Genomic DNA, 24,973 nt, shown 5'->3' on the forward strand with positions numbered 1-24,973 from the left:
CAAATCCTTAACGGTGGCCGTACACGCGAGGACGCGTGTAGTAATCAATTAACGGCACGGTGATGTTGGCCAGTAAAACAGCAAACGCAACGCCATCCGGATATCCCCCGAAACTGCGAATCAGCCAGACCAGCAGGCCAGCCAGCATGCCGAAGATGAGACGCCCACGGTTAGTGGTGGAGGCGGTGACAGGGTCGGTCAAAATAAAGAATGCGCCCAGCATCGTCGCACCGGAGAGCAGGTGGATCTGCGGGCTTGCCATCGATTCAGGCGAAAAGAGCCAACCCAGGGTTGAGCAGAACGCCAGCGTCACCAGGAAACTCACCGGAATATGCCAGCGAATCGCTTTGTTCCACAGGAGGAAAACCCCTCCGAGCAGATACGCCAGGTTGACCCACTGCCAGCCAGCCCCGGCCAGAACGCCGCTAAAGATAGGGTATTGCATGATCTGATCGACGCTGTGACCGGCATGCAGCGACGTTTTAAAGGTGTCGAGAGGCGTGGCCTGACTGATTCCATCAACGCCCATTCGCAGCGTGGTCATATCTCCCCCGGTAGCGGTATGCCCGGTAAAGATCACCTGTAGAGCATCCAGCAAGCCGGGAGCAGTCGCCGCAATCTCCTGCGGCGGCAGCCAACTGGTCATCTGCACCGGGAATGAGATGAGTAACACCACATACCCGATCATGGCCGGGTTGAAGGGGTTATGCCCAAGGCCACCGTACAGCTGTTTTGCAATGATGACGGCAAAGACTGTCCCCAGGATCACCATCCACCATGGCGCGAAGGGCGGAATGCTGATCGCCAGCAACAGGCCAGTCAGCAGTGCGGAGTTATCCGCAAGAATGCGCGAGACCGGCATTTTACGCAGCGTGAGGACCAGCGCTTCTGCCGCGAGTGCACTGACGCAACCGAGAATAATTTGCAACAGCGTCCCCCAGCCAAAAAACCAGAACTGGACGGCAATGCCTGGCAATGCGGCCAGGCAGACCAGCATCATGATGCGTGACGTCTGGCGCTGGTTATGGGTATAGGGGGAGCTTGCGATTCTGAAAACCATTTAATCCTCGTTTACTGCCTGCTGTGCGGCTTTCTTAGCCTGAACGCGTGCAATCGCGGCGGCGACTGCGGCTTTGCGTGGGTCGTCATTCGCTGCGGGTTCCGCGTCTTGTGCTGCTGCTTTACGCGCTTTGGCACGCGCAATAGCCGCTTCAACCGCAGCTTTGCGCGGATCGACAGTCGCGTCTTGCGCGGTTGTCTCTTCCGGTGCGGCGGCTTTACGCGCTTTGGCACGCGCAATTGCGGCTTCAACCGCAGCTTTACGCGGATCGACCGGCGCGTCTTGCGCGATTGTCTCTTCTGGTGCGGCAGCTTTACGCGCTTTGGCACGCGCAATTGCGGCTTCAACCGCGGCTTTGCGCGGATCGACCGGCGCGTCTTGCGCGATAGTCTCTTCTGATGCGGCGGCTTTACGCGCTTTGGCACGCGCGATAGCGGCTTCAACCGCGGCTTTACGCGGATCGACCGGCGCGTCTTGCGCGATGGTCTCTTCGGGTGCGCCAGCTTTACGTGCTTTAGCACGCGCGATAGCGGCTTCAACTGCAGCTTTACGCGGATCGACAGGCGTGTCTTGCGTGGTTGTCTCTTCCGGTGCGCCCGCTTTACGCGCTTTGGCACGCGCAATTGCGGCTTCAACCGCGGCTTTACGCGGGTCGACCGGCGTGTTTTGCGCGGTTGTCTCTTCCGATGCGCCAGCTTTACGCGCTTTAGCACGCGCGATAGCGGCTTCAACCGCAGCTTTACGCGGATCGACGCCGGCATCCGACGCTAAAATTTGTGCTTTTTCTGCCTGATGGGCGCGCGCCTGTGCTTTACGTGCTTCACGCGCGGCAATCACTTCGCGGTTGTCAGGTTTCTCACCGGCAGGGATAACCACAACCTCTGCGGCGGTCGCTTTTTTCTCACGAACGCGGGCCAGCGCGGCATTAATCGCTTCCTGATCTTTCTCTGCAGGCTGAACAGCCGCTTTCTTGTGGCGTTCCTGACGGGCGATTTTGTCGCGTTCAAGACGTGCCTGGCGCGCTTCAAAGCGTGCTTTTGCTTCTGCTGCGCGTTTATCTTCAAGCGAAATGGCGTAAATCTCGGCCTTCTCCTGACGGAAGTATTGCACCAGCGGAATGCTGCTCGGACAAACCCATGCGCAAGCACCGCACTCAATGCAGTCGGCCAGGTTGTGGGCTTTCGCTTTGTCGTGAAGCTGACCTTTGCTGAACCAGTACAACTGCTGCGGCAGTAAATCCGCCGGGCAGGCATCAGCGCAGGCGCTGCAACGAATGCAGCCTTTTTCTTCCTGCTCTTCGCCCATCTCACTGGCCGATGGGGCCAGCAGACAGTTGGTGATTTTAACCACCGGCACGTCGAGCCACGGCAGGGTAAAGCCCATCAGCGGGCCCCCCATAATGACCATTTGCTCGCTACCCGGCGAGAATCCAGCGTGCTCCAGCAGATGGCGAACCGGTGTACCCAGGCGCGCCCAGACGTTACCGGGCTGCGAAACCGCTTCACCGGTGAGCGTGACCACGCGTTCGGTCAGGGGTTCACCGTCGATAATCGCGCGTTTTACCGCATACGCCGTTCCGACGTTTTGCATCAGCACGCCAATATCGGAGGAGCGTCCGCCATGCGGAACCTGTTTTCCGGTCAGGATTTGCGTGAGCTGTTTTGCACCACCGGACGGGTATTTGGTCGGAATCACGCGCAGGCCAATATCGTGACTGCCTGCCAGCACCGCACGGAGCATTGAAATCGCTTGCGGTTTGTTATCTTCAATACCGATCAGCACTTCGCGGGGTTGCAGAATATGCGCGAGAATGCGGATGCCTTCTACGACCTGTGCCGCGCAATCCTGCATTAAACGGTCATCGGCGGTAATATAAGGCTCACATTCCGCGGCATTGATGATGAGCGTCTGGATCTTATCACCACCGCCGCGCAGTTTGGTCCCGGTCGGGAAGCCAGCGCCGCCCAGACCCGCAACACCAAACTGATGGATGCGTTCAATTAACACCTCGCGGCTTTGCGCGCGAAAATCATTCCAGCCCTCACGATCGATCCAACGGTCTTCGCCGTCAGGCTCAATCATGATGCTCAATTCCGCCAGTGCCGAAGGGTGAGCCACCGTATGCGGGGCAATCGCCACCACGGTTCCGGACGTTGGGGCGTGGACCGGGAGCATGCGTCCGCGACCGAAGGTCAGCTGTTGGCCGCGCAGCACGGTATCGCCCACGTTGACGCGCAGTTCGCCCTCAGCGCCGATGTGCTGTTTTAGCGGCATGATAAAACGGCTCGCCAGCGGAATCTGGCGCAGCGGTACGCCGCTGGACTGGGATTTCATCTCTGGCGGATGAATGCCGCCATCAAAATCCCAAATCTTCTCTTTTCTGAAAGCAGAAAATAACTTAAGCATGGTGTTCCACAGGAATTATGCGAACTGGAATGGTTTGAAGATCCCACTTCCAGCTTTCGGGAGTCGTTTCGACCGGACGCAGTTCAATGCACTGCGTCGGGCAGGGGGCAACGCAGAGGTTGCAGCCCGTACACAAATCCGCCATGACGGTATGCATGGCGCGCGTTGCGCCGACGATCGCATCAACAGGACATGCCTGGATGCACTTCGTGCAGCCAATACAGTTGGCTTCGTCAATAACGGCCAGCATGCGCGCTGGCTCTTGCGCGCTTTCATCGCCATCAACAGGTTGGGGATCAACGTTAAGCAGCGTGGCTATTTTCAGCATCACGGCTTCGCCACCCGGCGCACAACGGTTAATTTTTTCGCCCTGACTGCCCACCGCCTCAGCGTAGGGGCGACAGCCAGGGTAACCGCATTGCCCACACTGGCTTTGCGGTAACAGTTCATCGATTTTTTCGACGACGGGATCACCCTCGACCGCAAAGCGGCGCGAGGCATAACCCAGGATGATGCCAAAAAACAGCCCCAGAATGCTGATGGCTACAATAGCAATCCAGATAGTGCTCATTACAACTTCACCAAACCACTAAAGCCCATAAAGGCCAAAGACATCAAACCGGCCGTCACGAGCGCGATGGCGTTCCCGCGAAAAGGGGCCGGAATATCTGCGGCGGCCAAACGTTCGCGAATGGAGGCAAACAGCACCATCACCAGCGAAAACCCGACCGCGGCGGAAAAACCGTACAACGCGGATTGCAGGAAATTATGCCCGAGGTTGATGTTCAGCAGCGCAACGCCGAGAACGGCGCAGTTGGTCGTGATCAGCGGCAGGAAGATGCCGAGCAGACGGTACAGCGCGGGGCTGGTTTTACGTACCACCATTTCGGTAAATTGCACCACAAAAGCGATGACCAGAATAAACGCGAGCGTTCTCAAATAGATCAAGCCCAGCGGGATCAATATCCAGGTATCAATCCACCAGGCGCAAATTGAGGCCATCGTCATTACAAATGTGGTCGCCAGGCCCATTCCCATAGCGGTTTCCAGCTTTTTGGAAACCCCCATAAAAGGGCAAAGGCCAAGGAACTTCACCAGCACGAAGTTGTTAACCAGTACCGTTCCGACGAAGAGCAGTAAGTAATCTGTCATTATTACGCCTGAAATAAAAAAGCCGCCTATTATCGGATAAACCACACCGGGCGACAACAGGATAACTGTAAGGTTATTACGGATTCACAAAGGTCTTCTTCACGCGAGCAGAGCGCCTGAAGTAAGGGGCAAAGAGTGAGGCTGCCAGCAGCGGAAACAACAACTGACGCACCGCTAATCCGTCTGAAACAGGCGAAAAGGCAAAGGCTTTTAACGCCAGCAGCACAGAAATAAGCAGCCAGATAATATAGTGTTTAGGCACTTTCTGACGTCGCTTAAAGAATGCAATGGTCAGCCAGAGGGTGTAGTACCACATCGCAATCGCAAAGCCGAAAGAAATAAACCACATGGCGATATTCATTGTGCTTTGTGAGGTCAAATTCTTAAGTGCGTAGGGTGTAACGAGCGCGGTGGAATAAAGCAGCAACGCCAGCGAGGCACTTAATAATGCAACCAGCAACCAGGCAAGCGGAGCGAATAACCAGCCTCCGATTTTCTCTCCAGGCAATGTGGCCATGTTATCTCCCAAAATTCTGCGCGAAATGAAACCCTGCAAATTTGCCGGGGCGTGAGTATATAACATTTCGCGCGGTTGGGTACCGTCTTAGAGCACGTAGCGCCAAACGGTTTTCGGGACCTCGCCGACATTGAACAGGCGTCCGCCAGAAACCAGCTCTGCTCTGCGGTGATCGGCTGCACGGTACATATTGATGATTTCCTGATTGTCGATCAGCGTGTAGTTCAGATGATCAAACAGTTTTTCCAGGCTCTCGAGAGAACTGATTTTGCGAAATTTTAATAAATAGTCCTGAACCGTCATATTAATAAGTTTCCATTTTAAAGTAAGTCGTACCGAGCACCTGTAGGGTAATTCGCACGAATAATAAACGGATAAAGAAAGGCGTAAATGGCCCATTCAAATGTTAAGGCTAAATTAGGAGTTTTCTAGGGAGAAAACAGGCGTCGGACGACACCTGGAAAAGAAGGTTAACCCTGATTAACATCCCAGGCAATATGCAACTGACAACATGTGTCACTCTTTAGGTGGGGAAGGTTACTTTGCCTGCGAGGCGGCAACCGGCTCAGGCGGCTGATAGTTATCAATATGACTTGCCACGCCGAGAAGAACGACGGAAACACCCAGGACAACCCATCCTGCTAACTCAATGATTCGATTGATTATTGACGCCATGATTTGAGTTTGTAATTTATCCATAAATACAGGATGTGAATGTTACAGCGCGATATCCCGCATCGCAAGTCTTTTGAAGACGGTTTACCTTCAGCAATTCAGTGAGTTATCTGAATATCTCCCGGTCATTCGTGGGATCATGCTATTTTTGTTAATGTAATCCATTACAAAATGATTGTGACGTCATTGTTGATAGTGTGAAAATGCGTGAACGACAAGATAAGAGGCAACGACATGAGTGACAAAATTCGCGTTGGATTAATTGGTTACGGCTACGCCAGTAAGACCTTTCACGCGCCGCTGATTGCGGGCACGCCCGGGATGGAGCTGGCCGCCGTCTCAAGCAGTGATGCGTCAAAAGTACATGCGGACTGGCCAACCGTAGCCGTCGTTTCTGAACCTAAAAAACTTTTTGACGATCCCAATATCGACTTGATTGTTATTCCTACGCCAAATGATACCCACTTCCCGTTGGCGAAAGCGGCGCTCGAAGCGGGGAAGCATGTGGTTGTCGATAAACCGTTCACCGTAACGTTGTCGCAGGCGCGGGAGCTGGATGCGCTGGCAAAAAGCCTGGGGCGCTTGCTCTCCGTTTTCCATAACCGTCGCTGGGACAGTGATTTTCTCACGGTCAAAGCGCTGATCGGCGAAGGCACGTTAGGCGAGGTGGCTTACTTCGAATCCCACTTTGACCGTTTCCGCCCTCAGGTGCGCAACCGCTGGCGCGAGCAGGCCGGTCCGGGCAGTGGAATTTGGTACGACTTGGCACCTCATCTACTCGATCAGGCCGTTAATCTGTTCGGTTTGCCGGTCAGTATGACGGTCGATCTGGCGCAACTGCGTCCAGGCGCACAGGCCACGGATTATTTCCACGCCGTTCTGAGCTATCCGCAGCGCCGCGTAGTGCTTCACGGCACCATGCTGGCCGCAGCAGAATCTGCCCGCTATATCGTCCACGGTACGCGCGGCAGTTACGTTAAGTTTGGCTTAGATCCGCAGGAAGACCGACTGAAAAACGGCGAGCGTTTGCCGCAGGAAGACTGGGGGTACGACATGCGTGATGGTGTATTGACGCGCGTGGAAGGTGAAGAGCAGGTACAGGAAACCTGGCTGACGCTACCGGGCAACTATCCGGCTTATTACGCGGGAATCCGCGATGCGCTTAACGGCACGGGCGAAAACCCGGTGCCGGCCAGTCAGGCCATTCAGATTATGGAGCTGATTGAACTGGGTATCGAATCCGCTAAGCATCGCTCGACGCTCTGCCTCGCGTAAATAAAGAAGGCCGGCGAAATGCCGGCCTTTCAAATCATCCTGCGACTAATTCGCGCAGCGCTTGTTTCTCAGATGGCGTTAAGAACGCAATTTCCAGCCCGTTAATCTGCGCCTGACGAATCTGTTCACGGCTCAGACCCGCCTGCGGTGCCGCAACATTGTATTCGTGAATAATATCAACACCCTGTACCGCCGGATCGTCGGTGTTCAACGTTGCCAGAACGCCATGTTCCAGGAATGTTTTTAGCGGATGCTGCGCCAGCGAAGCGACGGTGCTGGTCTGAATATTGGACGTCAGACAGGATTCGATGCCGATACGTTGTTCCGCGAGGAAATCCATCAGCGCGCGATCTTCAACGGCTTTCACACCGTGGCCGATACGCTCTGCGCCCAGCTCGCGAATAGCCTGCCAGATGCTTTCTGGGCCCGCTGCTTCCCCGGCATGAACCGTGATATGCCAGCCAGCGTCGCGTGCGCGGTTGAAATGAGAGAGGAACAGACTGCCCGGGAAGCCCAGCTCATCGCCAGCCAGATCGATAGCCGTGATATGGTCACGATGGGCCAGCAGACCCTCTAGCTCCTGCAGACAGGCGGACTCGCCGAAAGTGCGGCTCATAATCCCGATTAAACGCGCCTGGACGTTAAAGGCTTTACAGCCTTCGCGAACGCCTTCGATAACCGCCTCTACCACGCCTTCAATCGGCAGACCGTGGGTCATGGCCATATAACCAGGGGAAAAACGTAATTCGACATAATGCAGGCCGTTACGCGCTGCGTCTTCGATGTTCTCAAACGCCACGCGGCGACAGGCATCCAGAGAGGCAAGCACTTTGACACCCCAGTCGAGTTTACTCAGGAAACTCACGAGGTCAGGTTCGTTAGCGGTGACCTGTACATGAGGAATTAATGACTCAAGCGTTGCTGCGGGAAGTGACAAATTAAACTGGCGGCCAAGGTCGAGAATGGTCTGGGCGCGAATGTTGCCGTCAAGATGGCGGTGAATGTCCGTTAAAGGTAGGCGTGTATCGATCATGGTCGCACTCTTTTTCTGGTTAAAGTGCGACACATTATAAAAACAAAACGGGGCAAAAAGCTATTTGCGCAACGGAATATTCTATTGCGCAATGTGATTAGAGCAGGGTGGTGATCCCGGCAATGAGCCGTTGGACACCTTGCTCCAGCTTGCTGCGCGGGCAACCCGCATTCAGGCGCACAAATCCGTTGCCTTCCGCGCCGTAGGTGAATCCCGGCATAATGGCGACTTTTTGTTGCTCGATCAGCACTTTTTGCAGCGCGTTGTCGTCAATGTTTAGAGGGCGAAGATCGATCCACGCCAGATAGGTGGCTTCTGGCGGCTGCCAGTGGAGATTCGGAAAAGTGCTGTTTAATTTTTCAGCGATATAGCGAAGGTTGTCAGCCAGATATTCTCGCAGCGCATCCAGCCACGGCTCACCTTGCTGATACGCCGCGATATGTGCCGTCAGCGCCAGAACAGAAGGGGAAGAGAGTCCATAGCGCCCTTTCAACGCACTCAGATAGGCGTTACGGCTTTCGTCATCATCGATCAAACCATACGCGCCGGTCAGGGCCGGAATATTAAAGCTTTTCGACGCCGAGGTCAGCAGTGCCCATTTGCTGCGCGCCACTTCATTCCACGGCGTATGACGATGATCTCCCCAGACCATATCCATATGAATTTCATCGCTGATTACTGCAACGTTGTAGCGCTTGCACAGTTCAGCCATCGTCTGTAACTCGTCGCGGGTCCAGACTTTGCCAGTCGGATTTTGCGGGCTGCAAAGCAGTAAAACCGTGTTTGAAGGCTGAGAGAGCGCCGCTTCAAGTTTGGCCATATCGCATTGCCAGCCCGAAGCCTGCTTTTCCATCGCCACGGGCACAACGTGGCGCTCATTGCCTTCAATGGCTTTATAGAAAGCATCATACGCGGGCGTGTGAACCACGATGCCATCACCAGGTTTTGACCAGAGGCGGATCAGTTCGGAAACCATGTAGATCACCGACGGCCCATACACAATTGAGTTCACATCGATATCACTGTTAAAACGTTGCTTAAACCAGTGCGCGACAGCGGCAAGAAATTCGTCATTTTTCCAGCGGCTGTAACCGAATACGCCGTGGTTAATGCGCTGGTGCAACGCCTCGGTGATGCAGGGCGCGGTCGCGAAATCCATATCCGAGATGGTAAACGGCAGCAGGTCGGCAGCGCCAAAACGGTCGGCCACATAATCCCACTGCGTACACCAGGTTCCGTGCCGATCAACCACCGTTGAGAAATCAAACATTTTTGTTCGTCCTTTAAGTGAAAACCCCCTTCAGCGAAGGGGGCGAGACGTCAGGCTTCTACCGTTCTCATCAGGGTTGAAAGCTCATCCTTGACCGATTGCACCTGCGGGCCAATGACCACCTGCAGATTATGCTGGTTGAGCTGTACCACGCCGATAGCGCGATTCGCTTTCAGCGCGTTGGTGTCGACTTTGGACATATCGCTGACCGACAGACGTAAACGGGTGATGCAGTTATCCAGCGAGGTAATATTATCCGCGCCACCGAGTGCCGCCAGAATTGCCGGGGTGTTATAGCCTGATTTCCCGACCGTGCCCGCAACAGCCGTTTCAACGCTGCTGGCGGTGTCCGTATCGCGACCCGGCGTTTTCAGGTTAAAGCGAGTGATTGCGAAGCGGAAGATCGCGTAATACACCGCGAACCAGATGGCCGCGACAACCGGCACCAGATACCACTTGGTTGACAGGCCATGCAGAATGCCGAACACCACGAAGTCGATCACGTTGCCGTCAGTATTGCCGATAGTGACGCCCAGAACTGCCATAGTGGTAAAGCCCAGACCCGTCAGCACCGCGTGAATGAGATACAGCACCGGGGCGACGAACAGGAACAGGAACTCGATCGGCTCGGTCGTACCGCCGACCACGCAGGCGATTACGCCAGAGATCAGCAGACCTTTAATTTTATGACGATTCTCAGGGCGCGCACAGTGGTACATCGCCAGCGCCGCCCCCGGTAAACCACCCAGGAAGGCCGGCATTTTACCCTGTGACAGGAAGCGTGTGGCGCTCTCGGAGAAACCATGCGTGGTTGGACAGCTCAGCTGCGCCTGGAAGATGGTCAGCGCGCCACTCACATCGTGGCCGCAGACGTCCATCGTGCCGCCTGCTTCGGTAAAGCGGATCAACGCCACCAGAATATGCTGCAAACCAAACGGCAGCAGCAGGCGCTCACCGGTACCAAAAATCATCGGGCCAAAGTCACCCGCGCTGTTAATAATGTGACCAATACCGGTGATACCCAAGGCAAAGACCGGCCATACCAGCGGGATCACCAGGCCAAACAGGCCCATCACCACCGTGGTAATGATCGGCACAAAACGGGTACCGCCGAAAAAGGCCAGCGCATCCGGAAGACGAATATTATGGAAACGCTCGTGCAGCATCCAGATAATCACCCCGGCGATAACCGCGCCGAGAATACCGGTATCGATCGACTGAATGCCGATCACGTTCTGGATGTTATTGGCTTTGAGAATGGCTGCGTCGGTAGTGGGCAGAATCCCCTTCGCCGTCAACCAGAAATTCACCGCCAGATTCATGACAGCATAGCCGACGAAACCGGCAAATGCCGCGACGCCTTTGTTCTCACGCGCCAGACCCAGCGGGATAGCAATACAGAACATTACGGGCAGGAAGCTAAACGCGAAGGAGCCGACTTTGCTCATCCAGACAAAGATCGCCTGCAGCACCGGATTGCCCAGGAACGGAATCAGCGTCACGACATCGTGGCTGCTTAATGAACTGCCGATCCCCAGCATGATCCCGCAAAAAGAGAGGAGCGCCACGGGTAACATAAAGGTTTTACCCAGTTGCTGGAAAAACTCCCACAGCGATATTTTTTGTGCTGCTTTCGCCGTCATAAAACGACTCCTTTATTGTTAAAATAAATGTTACGTCTTCATTGCAGCGAAAGATAAAACGTTTTACCAAAGTTTAGTGCGCGCTGAATCACATTCTCATGCTTTAATTCGCAGTATAAAGATAACGTATTGATAAAACGTTTTACCGGTCTGAACATCAGGGAGTTACGCGTTCACATGTCTGTTGCGAAAAAAATCACCATTAATGACGTTGCGCTGGCGGCGGGCGTCTCGGTTAGCACCGTGTCGCTGGTCTTGAGTGGGAAAGGACGAATTTCTGCCGCCACGGGCCAGCGCGTCAATGATGCGGTTGAGCAACTGGGGTTTGTGCGCAATCGACAGGCGGCATCACTGCGAGGCGGGCAAAGTGGCGTCATCGGCCTGATTGTTCGCGATCTGACATCCCCGTTTTATGCTGAACTGACCGCGGGGCTTACCGAAGCACTGGAAGCACAGGGGCGGATGGTTTTTCTGATGCACGGTGGCCGCGAGCCGGAACAGCTGCTGTCTCGTCTGGATATGTTACTTACTCAGGGGGTGGACGGCGTAATTATCGCGGGCGCTTCTGGCGCGGGGAGCGAACTTTGCGAACGCGCGGCCGACAAAGGCATTCCGCTGGTATTTGCTTCACGTGCCAGCTATTTCGATGAAGCCGATACGCTGCGACCCGACAACATGCAGGCCGCGCAAATGCTGACCGAACATCTTATTCGTCGCGGGCATCAGCGTATTGCATGGCTAGGCGGTAAAAGTTCTTCACTGACGCGCGCCGAGCGAGTGGGCGGCTACTGCGCCACGCTGATTAAATACGGTTTACCTTTCCACAGCGAATGGGTTGTCGAGTGCGAGTCCAGTCAAAAGAAAGCGGCGGAAGCGATGGGCGCATTGCTTAGCAGCAACCCAACTATCAGCGCGGTCATTTGCTATAACGACATTATTGCGATGGGGGCATGGTTCGGGTTGATTCGTGCGGGTCGCCAGACGGGAGAGGGCGGCGTTGAGGCGTTTTTCGACCATCAGGTGGCGCTGGGGGCATTTGCTGACGTCGGTGAAAATGCGCTCGATGATTTACCCATCGTCTGGGCGACGACCCCTGCACGTGAGATGGGTTATACGCTCGCGGATCGCATCATGCAGCGCATTGATAAATCGGAAGTGCAGGCCGGTCATCAGATTGTGTCGGCGCGACTGGTGACGGTGAAATAGTGGGATGTTTCTGAGAGACGCGTGTTTCGGGCAAATGAAAAGCCCCTCAACCGAGGGGCTTTAAAAATTACTGCTGCGGTACGGCAGGCATTGCGGGGGCTACGGGTTCGGCAGGTGCTGCCTGTCCCGGCAGGCCGAGGGTAGGCATACCAAACATGCCGACAAACTCTTCCAGCGGCATTTTCTGACCGTTAAGTGTGACCTGACCATTGGCATATTGCAGGCTGGTCCCAATCACGTTGTCTTCAAGCGTAGTGATACGGAACATCTGGCCCATGGCCGCCATCCCTTTCACCTGCTGGCTCGCCAGTTTTGCGGCGTCCGCTTCGTTATACCCTTCCAGCTTCGCAATCTGAGTCATGAACTCGGTTGCCATATCCACGGGAATGGTCAGCTTGCTTTCAAGCGATTTCACGCTGCGATCCACTTCCTGCGCCAGCGTTTGTGCCTCGCCAGTTGCTGTCGCGGGATCTTTCAGGAATAACGACAGGTTGAAGTTGGTTTCGCCTTTGCTGTTTTTCCAGCTCAGCGGCGCAATCGTAATAACCGGTTCGCCTTTTAACAGAATGGGCAGATTACTGAGCAGTGCATCCATCGCTTTTTGCTGATACAGCTCAGGATTCTTTGTCATCAGCTCTTTATCCGCGAGCAACGCCTGGCTCTGCGCACGATACTGCTGGCTAAACTGGTGCCACGCCTGGCCATCAATATTGCCCACTTTTGCGGTCAGTTTGCCGGAACCCAAATCCTGCCCCTGTACTTTGAGGCTTTTCAGGGTGTAATCCAGTTGGCTGTCGATATTCTTGCCGTCTTTAGAAATCTCAGATTTACCGTTGAGATCCATGTCTTCCAGTACGGCCATCTCTTTCCCTTCAACGCCGATGGACAGCTTACCGAGGGAAATTTTTTGATCGCCAATACGCTCGTCAAAGCTGGTGAGGCGGCTACTACCGTCAGCTTTCAAATTATTAAAGGTCAACTGAACCTTCTGGTCGTATTCATTCACTGCGTTAACCAGTCCGCTTTCTGCGCTACCCGATAGTGAGAATTCATTACCTTCACGATCGGCATCAAGCTGGAAATTGCCGCCGCTGAAAGCCACTTTCTCGTCGCCTTTTTCGTAGTTCAGGGCTTTAAGGGCGATATCAGAGCGCGTATCACCGGCATAGCTAATGCGGGTATCAATAACAAACGGTGGCTCGTTCTTCGCCAGATCAAACAGCGGCTTGGACGCTTCGTTGTTGACCAGCGTGGTTTTTACCGACGCCATGGAAGGGATCAGGTTGAAATGCTTCAGCTGCGCAAACGGGAACGGACCGTGATCGATAACTTCATCCAGCACAACGCTTTGCCCGGCTTTCAGCCAGGTGTTTTCAGTCCCGGCAGCGGGCTTAACAACCAGCTGCATATGGCTGGTAAACACGCCGCGCTGATAATCCTGATAGCTTAGCTCCAGTCCGGCTTCCGGGGCGGTACGTTTCATTTCGCTGTTGGCCTGTGCGACCATCTCTGCCAGACGGCTTTCCAGTTGCTTTCCTGTGAACCAGGACGCGCCCGTCCAGACCACGCCCAGCGCGACTACAACTCCAACCGCTATAACCGATTTTTTCATCGTCATTATCCCTAAAATGAAACCAGGCGGAGTTAACCGCCTGGCAATGTAAGAAGTCTCTGTCTAGCTTAGCAAGAGTTGTTAAAAACGTCAGTAAGTTGCTAGAACTTATTGAAAACTCTGGCCAGACGGCCTGTGCCACTTATCGTAATGGGTGATTCGTTCGCCGCAATAAACGCGGACTCGCCCGGTTTGAGCACCAGCCGTTGTTCACCTTTATTGAGCACCGCTTCGCCTTCGACGCAGAACAGGATCGCTGCACTCTCCTGTGCAACGGTCGTTTCTGTGTGGCTGAGATCGTGCAAGGAGAATGCAAAATCCTCGACCGGGATCGGGAAATCCAGTTCCGCGCCGTTTTTCACCGGCTGGGTCAGCAGATCTGCCGCTGGTTTTGCGACAAATTTGACGTTAGCGACCAGTTCCGGGATATCAATGTATTTCGGCGTCAGGCCAGCACGCAGCACGTTGTCGGAGTTCGCCATCACTTCCAACGCCACGCCCTGTAAATAGGCGTGTGGCGTTTCGGCGAACAGGAACATGGCGTCGCCAGGGTTGAGCTTCACCACGTTCAACAGCAGCGGGGAGAACAGACCGCTGTCGTCCGGGTAAAATTCAGAAATCACGCGGATGGTCTGCCAGGGTTCGCCTTGCTGGCTATCCAGGGCGGTTTTTAAAATCGCCAGCGCGTGGGACTTTTCGTCACCCTGCATATTCAACAGGCTGGCAAACAGCTGGCTCAGGCTTGCGGCGTCGGGGTTTTCAAGGAAATGGGCAATCGCTGTATGCGCACCGGCAACCGGCTGCAATAAAGAGACAATCTCAGAAAACTCGCGGAAGGCGTTCATCGCCAGGAATGGCGTCAGCGCGAACACCAGCTCCGGCTTATGATTCGGATCTTTGTAGTTGCGCTCGGCCGCATCAAGGGGAATGCCCGCTGCATTCTCTTTTGCAAAGCCCAGCTCAGACGCTTTCTTATTCGGGTGAACCTGAATCGACAGCGGTTGATCGGCGCACAGCACTTTAAAGAGGAAGGGCAGTTCGCCGAAACGGTCAGCAACCGCATTTCCCAGCAGTGCAGTTTTATCCGCCTCAATCACATCGCGCAGCGCGCGCACGTTGCCGCTGGCATCTTCAATTTTTGAGCTGCTCTTCGGATGCGCGCCCATCCACAGTTCCGCCATTGGCAGATTATCTGGATTGGGGATGCCGTAGAGATCCGTTAACGCAGTTTGACTTCCCCAGGCATAGTTCTGCACCGAGTTGATGAGTTTTTGCATTATCAAGCCCTGTTTCTAATGTGGAATTATCTGCCTGTATTAAAGCAATAAACCGCATAGAAGTAACCTGCGCGCACAAAAAGTCGTACTAGTCTCAGTTTTTGTTAAAAATTTGTGTAGGATAAGCCAACGCGTTTTTAAGCAGGGTAGACGAAGATCTGCCTGGATCAGAATGTGCAATGTCGTCAGTGAGAGCCAAATGTCGAACAAACCCTTCCATTACCAAAATCCTTTCCCTTTAGGTCAGGATCAGACCGAATACTATCTGTTAACCCGCGACCACGTTTCTGTCTCTGAATTTGAAGGTCAGGAGATCCTCAAAGTTGAGCCACAGGCGCTGACGCTTATGGCGCAGCAGGCTTTTCATGATGCCTCATTTATGCTCCGCCCCGCGCATCAGCAGCAGGTCGCCGATATCCTGACCGATCCGCAGGCCAGCGAAAACGACAAATATGTGGCGCTGCAATTCCTGCGTAACTCCGATATCGCTGCGAAAGGCATTTTGCCGACCTGTCAGGACACTGGCACGGCCATCATCACCGGTAAAAAAGGCCAGCGCGTCTGGACAGGCGGCGGTGACGAGGCGGCTCTGGCTCACGGCGTGTACAACACCTATATCGAAGATAACCTGCGCTATTCACAAAACGCTGCGCTGGATATGTACAAAGAGATCAACACCGGCACCAACCTGCCTGCACAAATCGACCTCTACAGCGTGGACGGCGACGAGTACAAATTCCTCTGTATCGCCAAAGGCGGCGGCTCAGCGAACAAAACCTATCTGTATCAGGAGACCAAAGCGCTGCTTTCACCGGGCAAACTCAAAAATTATCTGGTCGACAAGATGCGTTCGCTTGGCACGGCAGCCTGTCCGCCGTATCACATTGCATTTGTGATCGGGGGAACGTCTGCGGAAAGCACCCTGAAAACGGTCAAACTCGCGTCGACCAAATATTACGATGGGCTGCCGACAGAAGGGAACGAACACGGTCAGGCGTTCCGCGATATTCAGCTCGAACAGGAACTGCTGGTCGAAGCGCAAAATCTTGGGCTGGGCGCGCAGTTTGGCGGCAAATATTTTGCCCACGATGTGCGCGTGATTCGCCTGCCGCGTCATGGTGCCTCGTGCCCGGTAGGGATGGGCGTGTCCTGCTCCGCCGACCGCAATATCAAAGCTAAAATCAACCGCGACGGTATCTGGATCGAGAAGCTGGAAAACAACCCGGGGAAATACATCCCTGAAGCGCTGCGCAAGGCCGGCGAGGGCGAAGCGGTTCATGTCGATCTCAACCGTCCAATGAATGAAATTCTGGCTCAGCTGTCGCAATATCCGGTTTCTACGCGTCTGTCGCTGAATGGCACGATTATCGTCGGACGTGATATTGCCCATGCGAAATTGCAGGAGCGTCTGGATAACGGCGAAGGGCTGCCGCAGTACGTGAAAGATCACCCGATTTACTACGCGGGACCGGCCAAAACGCCGGAGGGATACGCGTCGGGTTCGCTTGGACCCACTACCGCAGGGCGCATGGACTCCTACGTCGATCAGCTGCAGGCCAACGGCGGCAGCATGATCATGTTGGCGAAGGGCAACCGCAGCCAGCAGGTGACGGATGCCTGCCATAAGCACGGCGGATTCTATCTCGGCAGCATTGGCGGCCCGGCCGCAGTACTGGCGCAAGGCAGCATTAAGAGCCTGGAGTGCGTCGAGTATCCCGAGCTGGGAATGGAAGCTATCTGGAAAATCGAAGTAGAAGACTTCCCGGCGTTCATCCTGGTGGATGATAAAGGCAACGACTTCTTCAAACAGATCCAGTCCTCCCAGTGCTCAGCCTGTGTAAAGTAGGTTAATCCCGATGCCCGGTTACGCCGGGCATCGATAAGAGCGCACAAAGCGCCATGCAGCAAATTGATAGCCAACAATACTTATCCTGACTGACATGTGAGCAATGTCGCCAACTTCATTGTTATCAAGGAGAAAGTAATGACAACGCATCGCAGTGAGAAAGATTCCATGGGCGCTATCGACGTCCCCGCTGACAAACTCTGGGGCGCGCAAACCCAGCGTTCGTTAGAGCACTTCCGCATCTCGACCGAGAAAATGCCCGTCTCGCTGATCCACGCGCTGGCGCTCACCAAACGCGCCGCGGCGAAAGTTAACCAGGATTTAGGTCTGCTGCCTGCCGAAAAAGCGACGGCGATTATTCGTGCCGCCGATGAAGTGCTGGCCGATAAGCACGTCGACGAATTTCCGCTCGCTATCTGGCAAACCGGCTCCGGCACCCAAAGCAACATGAACATGAATGAAGTGCTGGCAAATCGCGCGAGCGAACTGCTGGGCGGCGTGCGCGGCATGGAACGTAAAATTCACCCGAACGACGACGTGAATAAAAGTCAAAGTTCCAACGACGTGTTCCCGACGGCGATGCATGTGGCGGCGATCGTGGCCCTTCGCGAACATCTTATTCCTCAGCTCAACGTGTTAAGAAACACGCTCGCCGATAAATCACAGGCATTCAGCGATATCGTCAAAATTGGCCGTACACATTTGCAGGACGCCACGCCGCTGACGCTCGGGCAGGAGATTTCTGGCTGGGTAGCGATGCTGGAACATAATCTCCGACACATCGAAAACAGCCTTCCGCATCTGGCCGAGCTGGCATTGGGCGGGACAGCGGTGGGCACAGGGCTAAACACCCATCCGGAGTATGCCGTGCGCGTCGCCAAAGCGCTGGCGGAGATGACCCATCAGCCGTTTGTCACGGCACCGAATAAATTTGAAGCGCTCGGCACGTGCGATGCGCTGGTTCACGCCCATGGCGCACTGAAAGGGCTGGCGGCATCCTTGATGAAAATCGCCAATGACGTGCGCTGGCTGGCATCTGGGCCGCGCTGCGGCATCGGTGAAATCAGCATTCCTGAAAACGAACCCGGCAGCTCCATCATGCCGGGGAAAGTCAACCCGACGCAATGCGAAGCGCTGACCATGCTGTGTTGTCAGGTGATGGGCAACGACGTGGCGGTGAATATGGGCGGCGCGTCCGGCAACTTCGAGCTGAACGTTTATCGTCCGATGGTTATCCATAACTTCCTGCAATCGGTGCGCCTGCTGGCAGATGGCATGGAGAGTTTTAATGCGCATTGCGCCGTCGGCATTGAGCCAAATCGTGAACGTATCGGTCAGCTACTGAATGAGTCGCTGATGCTGGTGACGGCGCTTAATACGCATATTGGCTACGATAAAGCAGCGGAAATTGCCAAAAAAGCGCACAAAGAAGGGCTGACCCTGAAAGCGTCTGCGCTGGCGTTGGGCTATCTTACCGCCGCAGAATTCGATGCCTGGGTACGTCCTGAAGAGATGGTCGGCAGCCTGAAATAATCACTCGGCCACATACAGGTGCAGCCGCGGAATAATCAACCGCAGCGGCTGCGCCTGAGGCTTATAGCGATGCTGAATATTATCAGCATCGTAATTCAACAGTTCCCCAATATCGGGCACCATCGCCCCTTGCTCCGCATCAAACAGTGCAATCATCGGCGTAGGGCAGGCATACTGCACCTGCTTTTGCTGACCGGCATACCAGACGCGGGCGATCGGCTGGACCTTTACCGGTCGTTTGATTTTGAGACGAGTGTCTGGCGGAAGGGCGGCGATAGTGTCGTACTCCTCCTCGAGCCGTTCAATCCACTGTTCGCGAGACCAGGGCGCAACGGTGCGAGGCGATTTCAGGCTTTTTTCCAGCAGCGAAAGCACGTCGTTGCGGGTGAAATTTTTAATAATATGCTTGTTCGCCCAGCCAAATCGCAGGGTTGCCGGTTGGCGCAACACCGTTAACGATCGATACGCGTTCAGCGTAATTAGCCCCGGCAACTGGCGGTGCACCCATTCGAAACGCGCAGCAGGAGGCAACCCGGACTCCTCAGTGATGATTTTTTCAAACGCCACCTTGAGCGTATTAATATGCGCTATCTGCGTTTCAATCTCCTCGCGCAGTGCGCCATCGCATTGCAGGCAAATCACCCCCGGCAAACGCACGGCGGCTTTGCTGCTGCGTTTCTCCGACTGCTGCTGGATAAACAGATGACGGTAGTGGGCGAGCGTCAGCTCCACGGCCTCTTGACCGATGTGCTGTTCCACTTCAATGGTGTTCAGCTCATCGTGCTCCGCGCCTTTGGCTACATCCGGCAATGTAAAAACGCGCGCGGCCAGCAGCCGACAGCCCTTTAATCGTTCAGTAAGATTAACCAGTTCCAGCTCTATCTGGCGGAAAGTGGAATTCAACCGTTCAATAAGATCGTAAGTCGCCATAAAACACTCTCATTAGTTACAACATACTTTTTTATAGCACAGCACGCCGGGTCAGGCCAGGGTGCGGTGTGTGTCCAGCAGGATAATGAAAAGCTTATTGATTGCTGATGAATCATACGGGTTTTGTATATTAAGCGACACGTGCGGCCCCTCAGTTGATCCAGAGCAGGTTAAAAGTATGATGAATTATTAGAATCGTCACACGTTTTTCCTACTCCTTAATGATGAGAGGCAACTATTTTGTCCAGACCTGGCCGAATCGTCTGTGCGCTGCTGGCTGGTGCGTCATTCTTGTTGCACGCAGCGGCACCTGATGAAATCACCACGGCATGGCCCGTTAACGTTGGACCACTCAATCCGCATCTTTATACGCCCAATCAAATGTTTGCCCAAAGCATGGTGTATGAGCCGCTGGTGAAATATCAGGCTGACGGAACCGTTAAGCCGTGGCTGGCGACAAGCTGGAAGCCCTCGGCGGATGGGAAAGTGTGGATGTTCACCTTACGTGACGGTGTCACATTTTCGAACGGCGAATCGTTCACTGCGCAGGCAGTAGTCGAGAACTTTCGCGCCGTGCTGGACAACCGAAAGCGTCACGCCTGGCTTGAGCTGACCAATCAAATCACCGATGTCAAAGCCCTGAGCCCGAACGAGCTGCAAATCACGCTAAAAAGTGCCTATTATCCTTTCCTGCAAGAACTCTCGCTGCCGCGTCCTTTCCGGTTTATTGCCCCGTCGCAGTTTAAAAATCATGAAACCCTGAACGGAATCAAAGCACCGATTGGAACGGGGCCGTGGGTGCTGAAAGCGTCGAAACTGAATCAATATGACGTGCTGGTGCGTAACGATCGTTACTGGGGTGAAAAGCCACAGATTCGTCAGGTAACGGTTAACGTGATCCCCGATCCCACTACGCGCGCCGTGGCCTTTGAAACGGGCGATATCGATCTGCTGTATGGCAACGAAGGGCTGTTACCGCTCGATACCTTTGCACGCTTTAGCCAAAATCCGGCCATTCGCACCCAACTTTCGCAGCCCATTGAAACGGTGATGCTGGCGCTCAACTCGACACACGCGCCAACAGATGAACTCGCCGTGCGTGAAGCACTGAATTATGCGGTGAACAAAAAATCATTGATTGAAAATGCCCTGTACGGCACGCAACAGGTTGCGGACACGCTCTTCGCCCCGACGGTTCCGTACGCCAACATCGGCCTCAAACCGCGTCAGTACGATCCGCAGCAGGCGAAATCACTGCTGGATAAATCGGGATGGCTTGTGCCGTCGGGCAAAGTCATTCGGGAGAAAAACGGTAAGCCACTGCGAATTGAACTGGCCTTTATTGGCACCGATGCGCTCAGCAAATCGATGGCGGAAATTATTCAGGCCGATATGCGTCAGGTCGGCGTAGAAGTAGCGTTGGTTGGGGAAGAAGAGAGCAGTATTTATGCGCGCCAGCGTGACGGGCGTTTCGGCATGATTTTCAACCGTACCTGGGGCGCGCCTTACGATCCCCATGCCTTCATGAGCTCCATGCGCGTACCGTCGCACGCCGATTATCAGGCACAGCGCGGGCTGGCGGACAAACCCTTAATAGATAAAGCGATCGGCGAGGTGCTTTCCACGACGGACGAAACGAAGCGCCAGTCGCTGTACCGCGATATCCTCACGCGCCTGCACAATGATGCCGTCTATTTGCCGATCAGCTATGTGTCGATGATGGTGGTGGCAAAACCGGAACTGGGCGTGATCCCGTTCGCCCCCATTGCCTCCGAGATTCCCTTCGAGCAGATACAGCCGGTGAAACGCTGATGATCCGTTACATATTGCGGCGTATCGTGCTGCTGATCCCGATGGTATTGGCTGCCTCGGTGATTATCTTTCTGATGCTGCGCCTGGGAACGGGCGACCCGGCGCTGGACTATCTGCGGCTATCAAACTTACCGCCGACGCCGGACATGGTCGCGTCTACCCGCGTGATGCTGGGGTTGGATCAACCGCTCGTCGTTCAGTACGGCACCTGGCTTTGGAAAGCACTGCATCTGGATTTCGGCATCTCATATGCCACTCAGCGCCCGGTGCTGGATGATGTTCTGCATTTTCTGCCCGCGACGTTGCTGCTGGCGGGGGCGGCGCTGGTATTGATTCTGCTGACGTCGGTGCCGCTGGGCATTTGGGCCGCGCGTCACCGCGATCGTGTACCGGATTTTATCGTGCGCGCTGTGTCGTTTCTCGGCGTGTCGATGCCCAATTTCTGGCTCGCTTTTTTGCTGGTGATGTTCTTCTCCGTCTACCTCAAGTGGTTGCCCGCGATGGGCTACGGTGACTGGCAGCATCTGATTTTGCCTGCCGTGTCGATTGCGTTTATGTCGCTGGCAATTAATGCCCGGCTGCTGCGCGCCAGCATGCTGGACGTAGCTGGACAGCGGCATGTTACCTGGGCGCGTCTGCGCGGATTGAGCGACAAACAGACCGAGCGCCGCCACATTTTACGCAATGCCTCGCTGCCGATGATTACCGCTGTCGGGATGCATATCGGCGAGCTGATCGGCGGAACGATGATTATCGAGAATATTTTTGCCTGGCCGGGCGTGGGGCGCTACGCCGTGTCAGCCATTTTTAACCGTGACTATCCGGTGATTCAATGCTTTACGCTGATCATGGTGGTGGTATTTGTTATCTGTAATCTGACGGTGGACGTGCTGAATGCCGCGCTTGACCCGCGTATTCGCCGCCATGAGGGCGCGCACGCATGAGTTTTTTACGCACGACGCGCTGGCCGGTTCGTCTGGCAATGATCATCATCGTGTTCCTCGCGGCTGTCGCACTCACCAGCCAGTGGTGGTTGCCCTACGATCCGCAAGCCATTAATTTGCCCGCGCGTTTGCTGTCACCTGACAGCCAGCACTGGCTGGGGACCGATCATCTCGGGCGTGACATTTTCTCTCGTCTGCTCGCGGCAACACGCGTATCGCTGGGATCGGTAATCGCTTGTCTGTTGCTGGTGCTGGTGCTGGGCCTGACGATAGGGGGCGCAGCGGGGCTGTTGGGCGGGCGAGTCGATCAGTTGACCATGCGTGTGGCCGATATGTTTATGACCTTTCCGACCTCCATTCTGTCGTTCTTCCTGGTGGGCGTTCTGGGAACGGGGCTGACCAACGTCATCATCGCTATCGCCCTGTCGCATTGGGCCTGGTATGCGCGCATGGTGCGCAGTCTGGTTATTTCACTGCGCCAGCGGGAATTTGTACTGGCGTCGCGTCTTTCTGGCGCGGGGCACGTGCGCGTCTTTATCGATCATCTGACGGGGGCTGCGCTGCCATCGCTGCTGGTGCTGGCGACGCTGGATATCGGACACATGATGCTGCACGTCGCCGGGATGTCTTTTTTAGGGCTGGGCGTGACGGCACCCACCGCAGAATGGGGCGTGATGATCAACGACGCGCGCCAGTATATCTGGACTCAGCCGCTGCAAATGTTCTGGCCTGGCCTGGCGCTGTTCATCAGCGTGATGGCCTTTAATCTGGTGGGTGACGCGCTACGCGATCACCTTGATCCTCATCTTGAGACGGAGCATGCCCACTGATGCCCCAGCAGATAGAATTACGCAATATGGTGATTGAGGCGGACAAACCGCTGGTGAAGGGCGTATCGCTCACGCTTACGCGGGGGCGCGTGCTGGCGCTGGTGGGCGGTAGCGGCAGCGGTAAATCACTGACCTGCGCCGCCGCGCTCGGCGTCTTACCAGCGGGCGTTCGCCAGACCGCAGGCCAGGTGCTGGCAGACGGAACGCTGATGTCACCCCGAACGCTGCGGGGGAAAACGGTCGCCACGATTATGCAAAACCCACGTAGCGCGTTTAATCCGCTGCATTCCATGGCGACCCACGCGCGCGAGACCTGTCTGGCGGTTGGCAAGCCCGCTGATCACGACGCGCTTATCGCCGCTTTACGCGCCGTCGGGCTGGAAGATGCGCATCGCGTCTTAACGCTTTACCCTTTTGAGATGAGCGGTGGAATGTTGCAGCGAATGATGATCGCGATGGCTGTGCTGTGCGATGCCCCGTTTATTGTCGCCGATGAACCAACTACCGATCTGGATGCCGTCGCCCAGGCAAGAATTCTGGATTTGCTGGATTCCATCATGCAAACCCGCGCCCCCGGAATGCTGCTGGTTACGCATGATATGGGCGTCGTGGCACGTCTGGCGGATGAGGTCGCGGTGATGGACGATGGCGTGATAGTGGAGCAGGGCGACGTTGAAACCGTGTTTCATGCGCCGCAGCATCGGGTTACGCGCAATCTGGTGGCTGCCCATCTGGCGCTTTATGGCAAGGAATTGGCATCATGACGTTACTTTCGGTTTCTGCGCTTTCGCACAAATATACGCCGTCACAGACGGTATTACGCGACGTGTCGATGAGCCTGACAGCCGGTGAAACCGTGGCTCTGCTTGGACGCAGTGGATGTGGGAAAAGTACGCTGGCACGTTTACTGGTGGGGCTGGAATCTCCCCATGAGGGCGAGGTGTACTGGCAAGGCCAGTCTCTGACGAGCCTCAACCGGGTACAACACAAAGCCTTTCGCCGCGATGTTCAGATGGTTTTTCAGGATTCAATCAGCGCCGTGAACCCGCGTAAAACGGTGTGCGACATTCTGCGTGAACCGATGCGGCATCTGTTGACGTTATCTAAAGCCGAACAAATGACGCGCGCCAGTTCGCTGTTACAGGCGGTGGATCTGGACGACAGTATTATGCATAAACGCCCGCCGCAGCTCAGCGGGGGACAGTTGCAACGCGTTTGTCTGGCACGTGCCCTGGCCGTTGAACCTAAACTATTGATCCTCGATGAAGCCCTGTCGAATCTTGATCTGGTGCTTCAGGCGGGTGTGATTCGCCTGCTCAAAAAACTCCAGCAGCAGTTCGGCACCGCTTGTCTGTTTATTACCCATGATTTACGGCTGGTGGAGCGTTTTTGTCACCGTGTGATGGTGATGGATCAGGGGCAAATTGTCGAAACTCAAGCTGTGGGTGAGGTACTCACATTTTCATCCGTTGCCGGAAGAATGCTGCAGAACGCGGTGCTTCCCGCTTACCCCGTGCGCCGTCGCGCTAGACCAGAGACTAAAACCCGATGCAACGTGTCACCATAACGCTTGATGATGATTTACTGGAAACGCTGGATAGCCTGAGTCAACGTCGCGGATACAACAACCGCTCGGAAGCGATTCGCGATATTTTGCGCGCAACGCTGGCGCAGGAAACCACGCAGCAACACGGCACGCAAGGGTTTGCGGTGCTGTCTTACGTCTACGAACATGAGAAGCGCGACTTGGCCCGGCGTCTGGTGTCGACCCAACATCACCACCACGATTTGTCCGTCGCGACGCTGCACGTTCACGTCAGCCATGAAGATTGTCTTGAGATCGCGGTGTTAAAAGGCGATATGGGCGATATCCAGCATTTTGCTGATGATGTTATCGCCCAGCGCGGTGTGCGACATGGTCACCTGCAATGTCTTCCTGATGAGGAATAACC

At 55.0% G+C, this 24,973-nt stretch carries 23 protein-coding genes; 10 read left to right on the forward strand and 13 right to left on the reverse strand.

Annotated elements, in window-relative coordinates:
• Nucleotides 1-7 precede the first annotated feature (7 nt).
• From rsxD to blr, 7 genes are all read right to left on the reverse strand, one after another.
• A complete protein-coding gene (gene rsxD / locus I6L74_RS17545; protein ID WP_059178102.1) occupies nt 8-1,060 on the reverse strand; it encodes an electron transport complex subunit RsxD in 1,053 nt (350 codons plus the stop codon).
• Nucleotides 1,061-3,466, reverse strand: a complete 2,406-nt coding sequence (rsxC, locus tag I6L74_RS17550) for an electron transport complex subunit RsxC (protein ID WP_059178101.1) — start codon at nt 3,464-3,466, stop codon at nt 1,061-1,063.
• Nucleotides 3,459-4,037: an electron transport complex subunit RsxB gene (gene rsxB / locus I6L74_RS17555; RefSeq protein WP_059178100.1), complete on the reverse strand. Its 579-nt coding sequence runs from the start codon at nt 4,035-4,037 to the stop codon at nt 3,459-3,461. Before rsxB ends, rsxC begins: the two co-directional genes overlap by 8 nt.
• Nucleotides 4,037-4,618, reverse strand: coding sequence for an electron transport complex subunit RsxA (rsxA, locus tag I6L74_RS17560; RefSeq protein ID WP_059178099.1), 582 nt, complete (start codon nt 4,616-4,618; stop codon nt 4,037-4,039). Before rsxA ends, rsxB begins: the two co-directional genes overlap by 1 nt.
• A gap of 76 nt (nt 4,619-4,694) precedes the next feature.
• The gene (locus tag I6L74_RS17565; protein ID WP_012017216.1) at nt 4,695-5,135 is read right to left on the reverse strand and encodes a DUF2569 domain-containing protein; all 441 of its coding nucleotides are present in this window, start codon (nt 5,133-5,135) and stop codon (nt 4,695-4,697) included.
• A gap of 87 nt (nt 5,136-5,222) precedes the next feature.
• Nucleotides 5,223-5,438 (reverse strand): transcription modulator YdgT, encoded by a 216-nt coding sequence (gene ydgT / locus I6L74_RS17570; protein ID WP_059178098.1) that lies wholly within the window; start codon nt 5,436-5,438, stop codon nt 5,223-5,225.
• Between the two features lie 234 nt (nt 5,439-5,672).
• Complete coding sequence (blr, locus tag I6L74_RS17575) at nt 5,673-5,798, reverse strand: division septum protein Blr (RefSeq protein WP_169794899.1); 126 nt, start codon at nt 5,796-5,798, stop codon at nt 5,673-5,675.
• Between the two features lie 246 nt (nt 5,799-6,044).
• On the opposite strand from blr, the gene I6L74_RS17580 reads away from it, so the two are divergent.
• Nucleotides 6,045-7,085, forward strand: coding sequence for an oxidoreductase (locus I6L74_RS17580; protein ID WP_059178097.1), 1,041 nt, complete (start codon nt 6,045-6,047; stop codon nt 7,083-7,085).
• Nucleotides 7,086-7,119: 34 nt separating this feature from the next.
• Here the strand turns inward: I6L74_RS17580 and add are convergent, their stop codons facing one another.
• The 3 genes from add to malX form a co-directional block, all read right to left on the reverse strand.
• A complete protein-coding gene (gene add, locus I6L74_RS17585) occupies nt 7,120-8,118 on the reverse strand; it encodes an adenosine deaminase (RefSeq protein WP_059178096.1) in 999 nt (332 codons plus the stop codon).
• A 97-nt stretch (nt 8,119-8,215) separates the two neighbouring features.
• Nucleotides 8,216-9,388: a MalY/PatB family protein gene (locus I6L74_RS17590; protein WP_059178095.1), complete on the reverse strand. Its 1,173-nt coding sequence runs from the start codon at nt 9,386-9,388 to the stop codon at nt 8,216-8,218.
• A 50-nt stretch (nt 9,389-9,438) separates the two neighbouring features.
• The gene (gene malX / locus I6L74_RS17595; protein ID WP_059178094.1) at nt 9,439-11,031 is read right to left on the reverse strand and encodes a maltose/glucose-specific PTS transporter subunit IIBC; all 1,593 of its coding nucleotides are present in this window, start codon (nt 11,029-11,031) and stop codon (nt 9,439-9,441) included.
• 177 nt (nt 11,032-11,208) lie between these two features.
• Here malX and I6L74_RS17600 point away from each other — a divergent pair, with 177 nt between their 5' ends.
• Nucleotides 11,209-12,237 (forward strand): Mal regulon transcriptional regulator MalI, encoded by a 1,029-nt coding sequence (locus I6L74_RS17600; RefSeq protein ID WP_059178093.1) that lies wholly within the window; start codon nt 11,209-11,211, stop codon nt 12,235-12,237.
• Nucleotides 12,238-12,304: 67 nt separating this feature from the next.
• On the opposite strand, the gene I6L74_RS17605 is transcribed toward I6L74_RS17600, so the two are convergent.
• Together I6L74_RS17605 and manA are read right to left on the reverse strand one after the other, a co-directional pair.
• On the reverse strand, nt 12,305-13,849 hold the full coding sequence (locus I6L74_RS17605) for a YdgA family protein (RefSeq protein WP_059178727.1): 1,545 nt from the start codon (nt 13,847-13,849) through the stop codon (nt 12,305-12,307).
• Nucleotides 13,850-13,950: 101 nt separating this feature from the next.
• Nucleotides 13,951-15,126 carry a mannose-6-phosphate isomerase gene (gene manA / locus I6L74_RS17610; protein WP_059178092.1) on the reverse strand — a complete coding sequence of 392 codons (1,176 nt, stop codon included), beginning with the start codon at nt 15,124-15,126 and terminating at the stop codon, nt 13,951-13,953.
• Between the two features lie 199 nt (nt 15,127-15,325).
• Here manA and fumA point away from each other — a divergent pair, with 199 nt between their 5' ends.
• Together fumA and fumC are read left to right on the forward strand one after the other, a co-directional pair.
• Nucleotides 15,326-16,972: a class I fumarate hydratase FumA gene (gene fumA / locus I6L74_RS17615; protein ID WP_059178091.1), complete on the forward strand. Its 1,647-nt coding sequence runs from the start codon at nt 15,326-15,328 to the stop codon at nt 16,970-16,972.
• 138 nt (nt 16,973-17,110) lie between these two features.
• Nucleotides 17,111-18,505 (forward strand): class II fumarate hydratase, encoded by a 1,395-nt coding sequence (gene fumC / locus I6L74_RS17620; protein WP_059178090.1) that lies wholly within the window; start codon nt 17,111-17,113, stop codon nt 18,503-18,505.
• Here the strand turns inward: fumC and tus are convergent, their stop codons facing one another.
• Nucleotides 18,506-19,435 (reverse strand): DNA replication terminus site-binding protein, encoded by a 930-nt coding sequence (gene tus, locus I6L74_RS17625; protein ID WP_059178089.1) that lies wholly within the window; start codon nt 19,433-19,435, stop codon nt 18,506-18,508.
• A gap of 237 nt (nt 19,436-19,672) precedes the next feature.
• Here tus and nikA point away from each other — a divergent pair, with 237 nt between their 5' ends.
• The 6 genes from nikA to nikR are packed head-to-tail and all read left to right on the forward strand — an operon-like array spanning nt 19,673 to nt 24,971.
• Nucleotides 19,673-21,247, forward strand: coding sequence for a nickel ABC transporter substrate-binding protein (gene nikA / locus I6L74_RS17630; protein WP_059178088.1), 1,575 nt, complete (start codon nt 19,673-19,675; stop codon nt 21,245-21,247).
• A complete protein-coding gene (gene nikB / locus I6L74_RS17635) occupies nt 21,247-22,191 on the forward strand; it encodes a nickel ABC transporter permease subunit NikB (protein ID WP_059178087.1) in 945 nt (314 codons plus the stop codon). Before nikA ends, nikB begins: the two co-directional genes overlap by 1 nt.
• Complete coding sequence (nikC, locus tag I6L74_RS17640; protein WP_059178086.1) at nt 22,188-23,021, forward strand: nickel ABC transporter permease subunit NikC; 834 nt, start codon at nt 22,188-22,190, stop codon at nt 23,019-23,021. Before nikB ends, nikC begins: the two co-directional genes overlap by 4 nt.
• The gene (gene nikD, locus I6L74_RS17645; protein ID WP_059178085.1) at nt 23,021-23,785 is read left to right on the forward strand and encodes a nickel import ATP-binding protein NikD; all 765 of its coding nucleotides are present in this window, start codon (nt 23,021-23,023) and stop codon (nt 23,783-23,785) included. Before nikC ends, nikD begins: the two co-directional genes overlap by 1 nt.
• The gene (gene nikE, locus I6L74_RS17650) at nt 23,782-24,588 is read left to right on the forward strand and encodes a nickel import ATP-binding protein NikE (protein WP_059178084.1); all 807 of its coding nucleotides are present in this window, start codon (nt 23,782-23,784) and stop codon (nt 24,586-24,588) included. Before nikD ends, nikE begins: the two co-directional genes overlap by 4 nt.
• A complete protein-coding gene (gene nikR, locus I6L74_RS17655) occupies nt 24,570-24,971 on the forward strand; it encodes a nickel-responsive transcriptional regulator NikR (protein ID WP_059178083.1) in 402 nt (133 codons plus the stop codon). The genes nikE and nikR overlap by 19 nt, the downstream gene beginning before the upstream one ends.
• Nucleotides 24,972-24,973: the final 2 nt, after the last annotated feature.

It is taken from the genome of Lelliottia amnigena (assembly GCF_019047465.1).
GTDB classification, from domain to species: domain Bacteria; phylum Pseudomonadota; class Gammaproteobacteria; order Enterobacterales; family Enterobacteriaceae; genus Enterobacter; species Enterobacter amnigenus.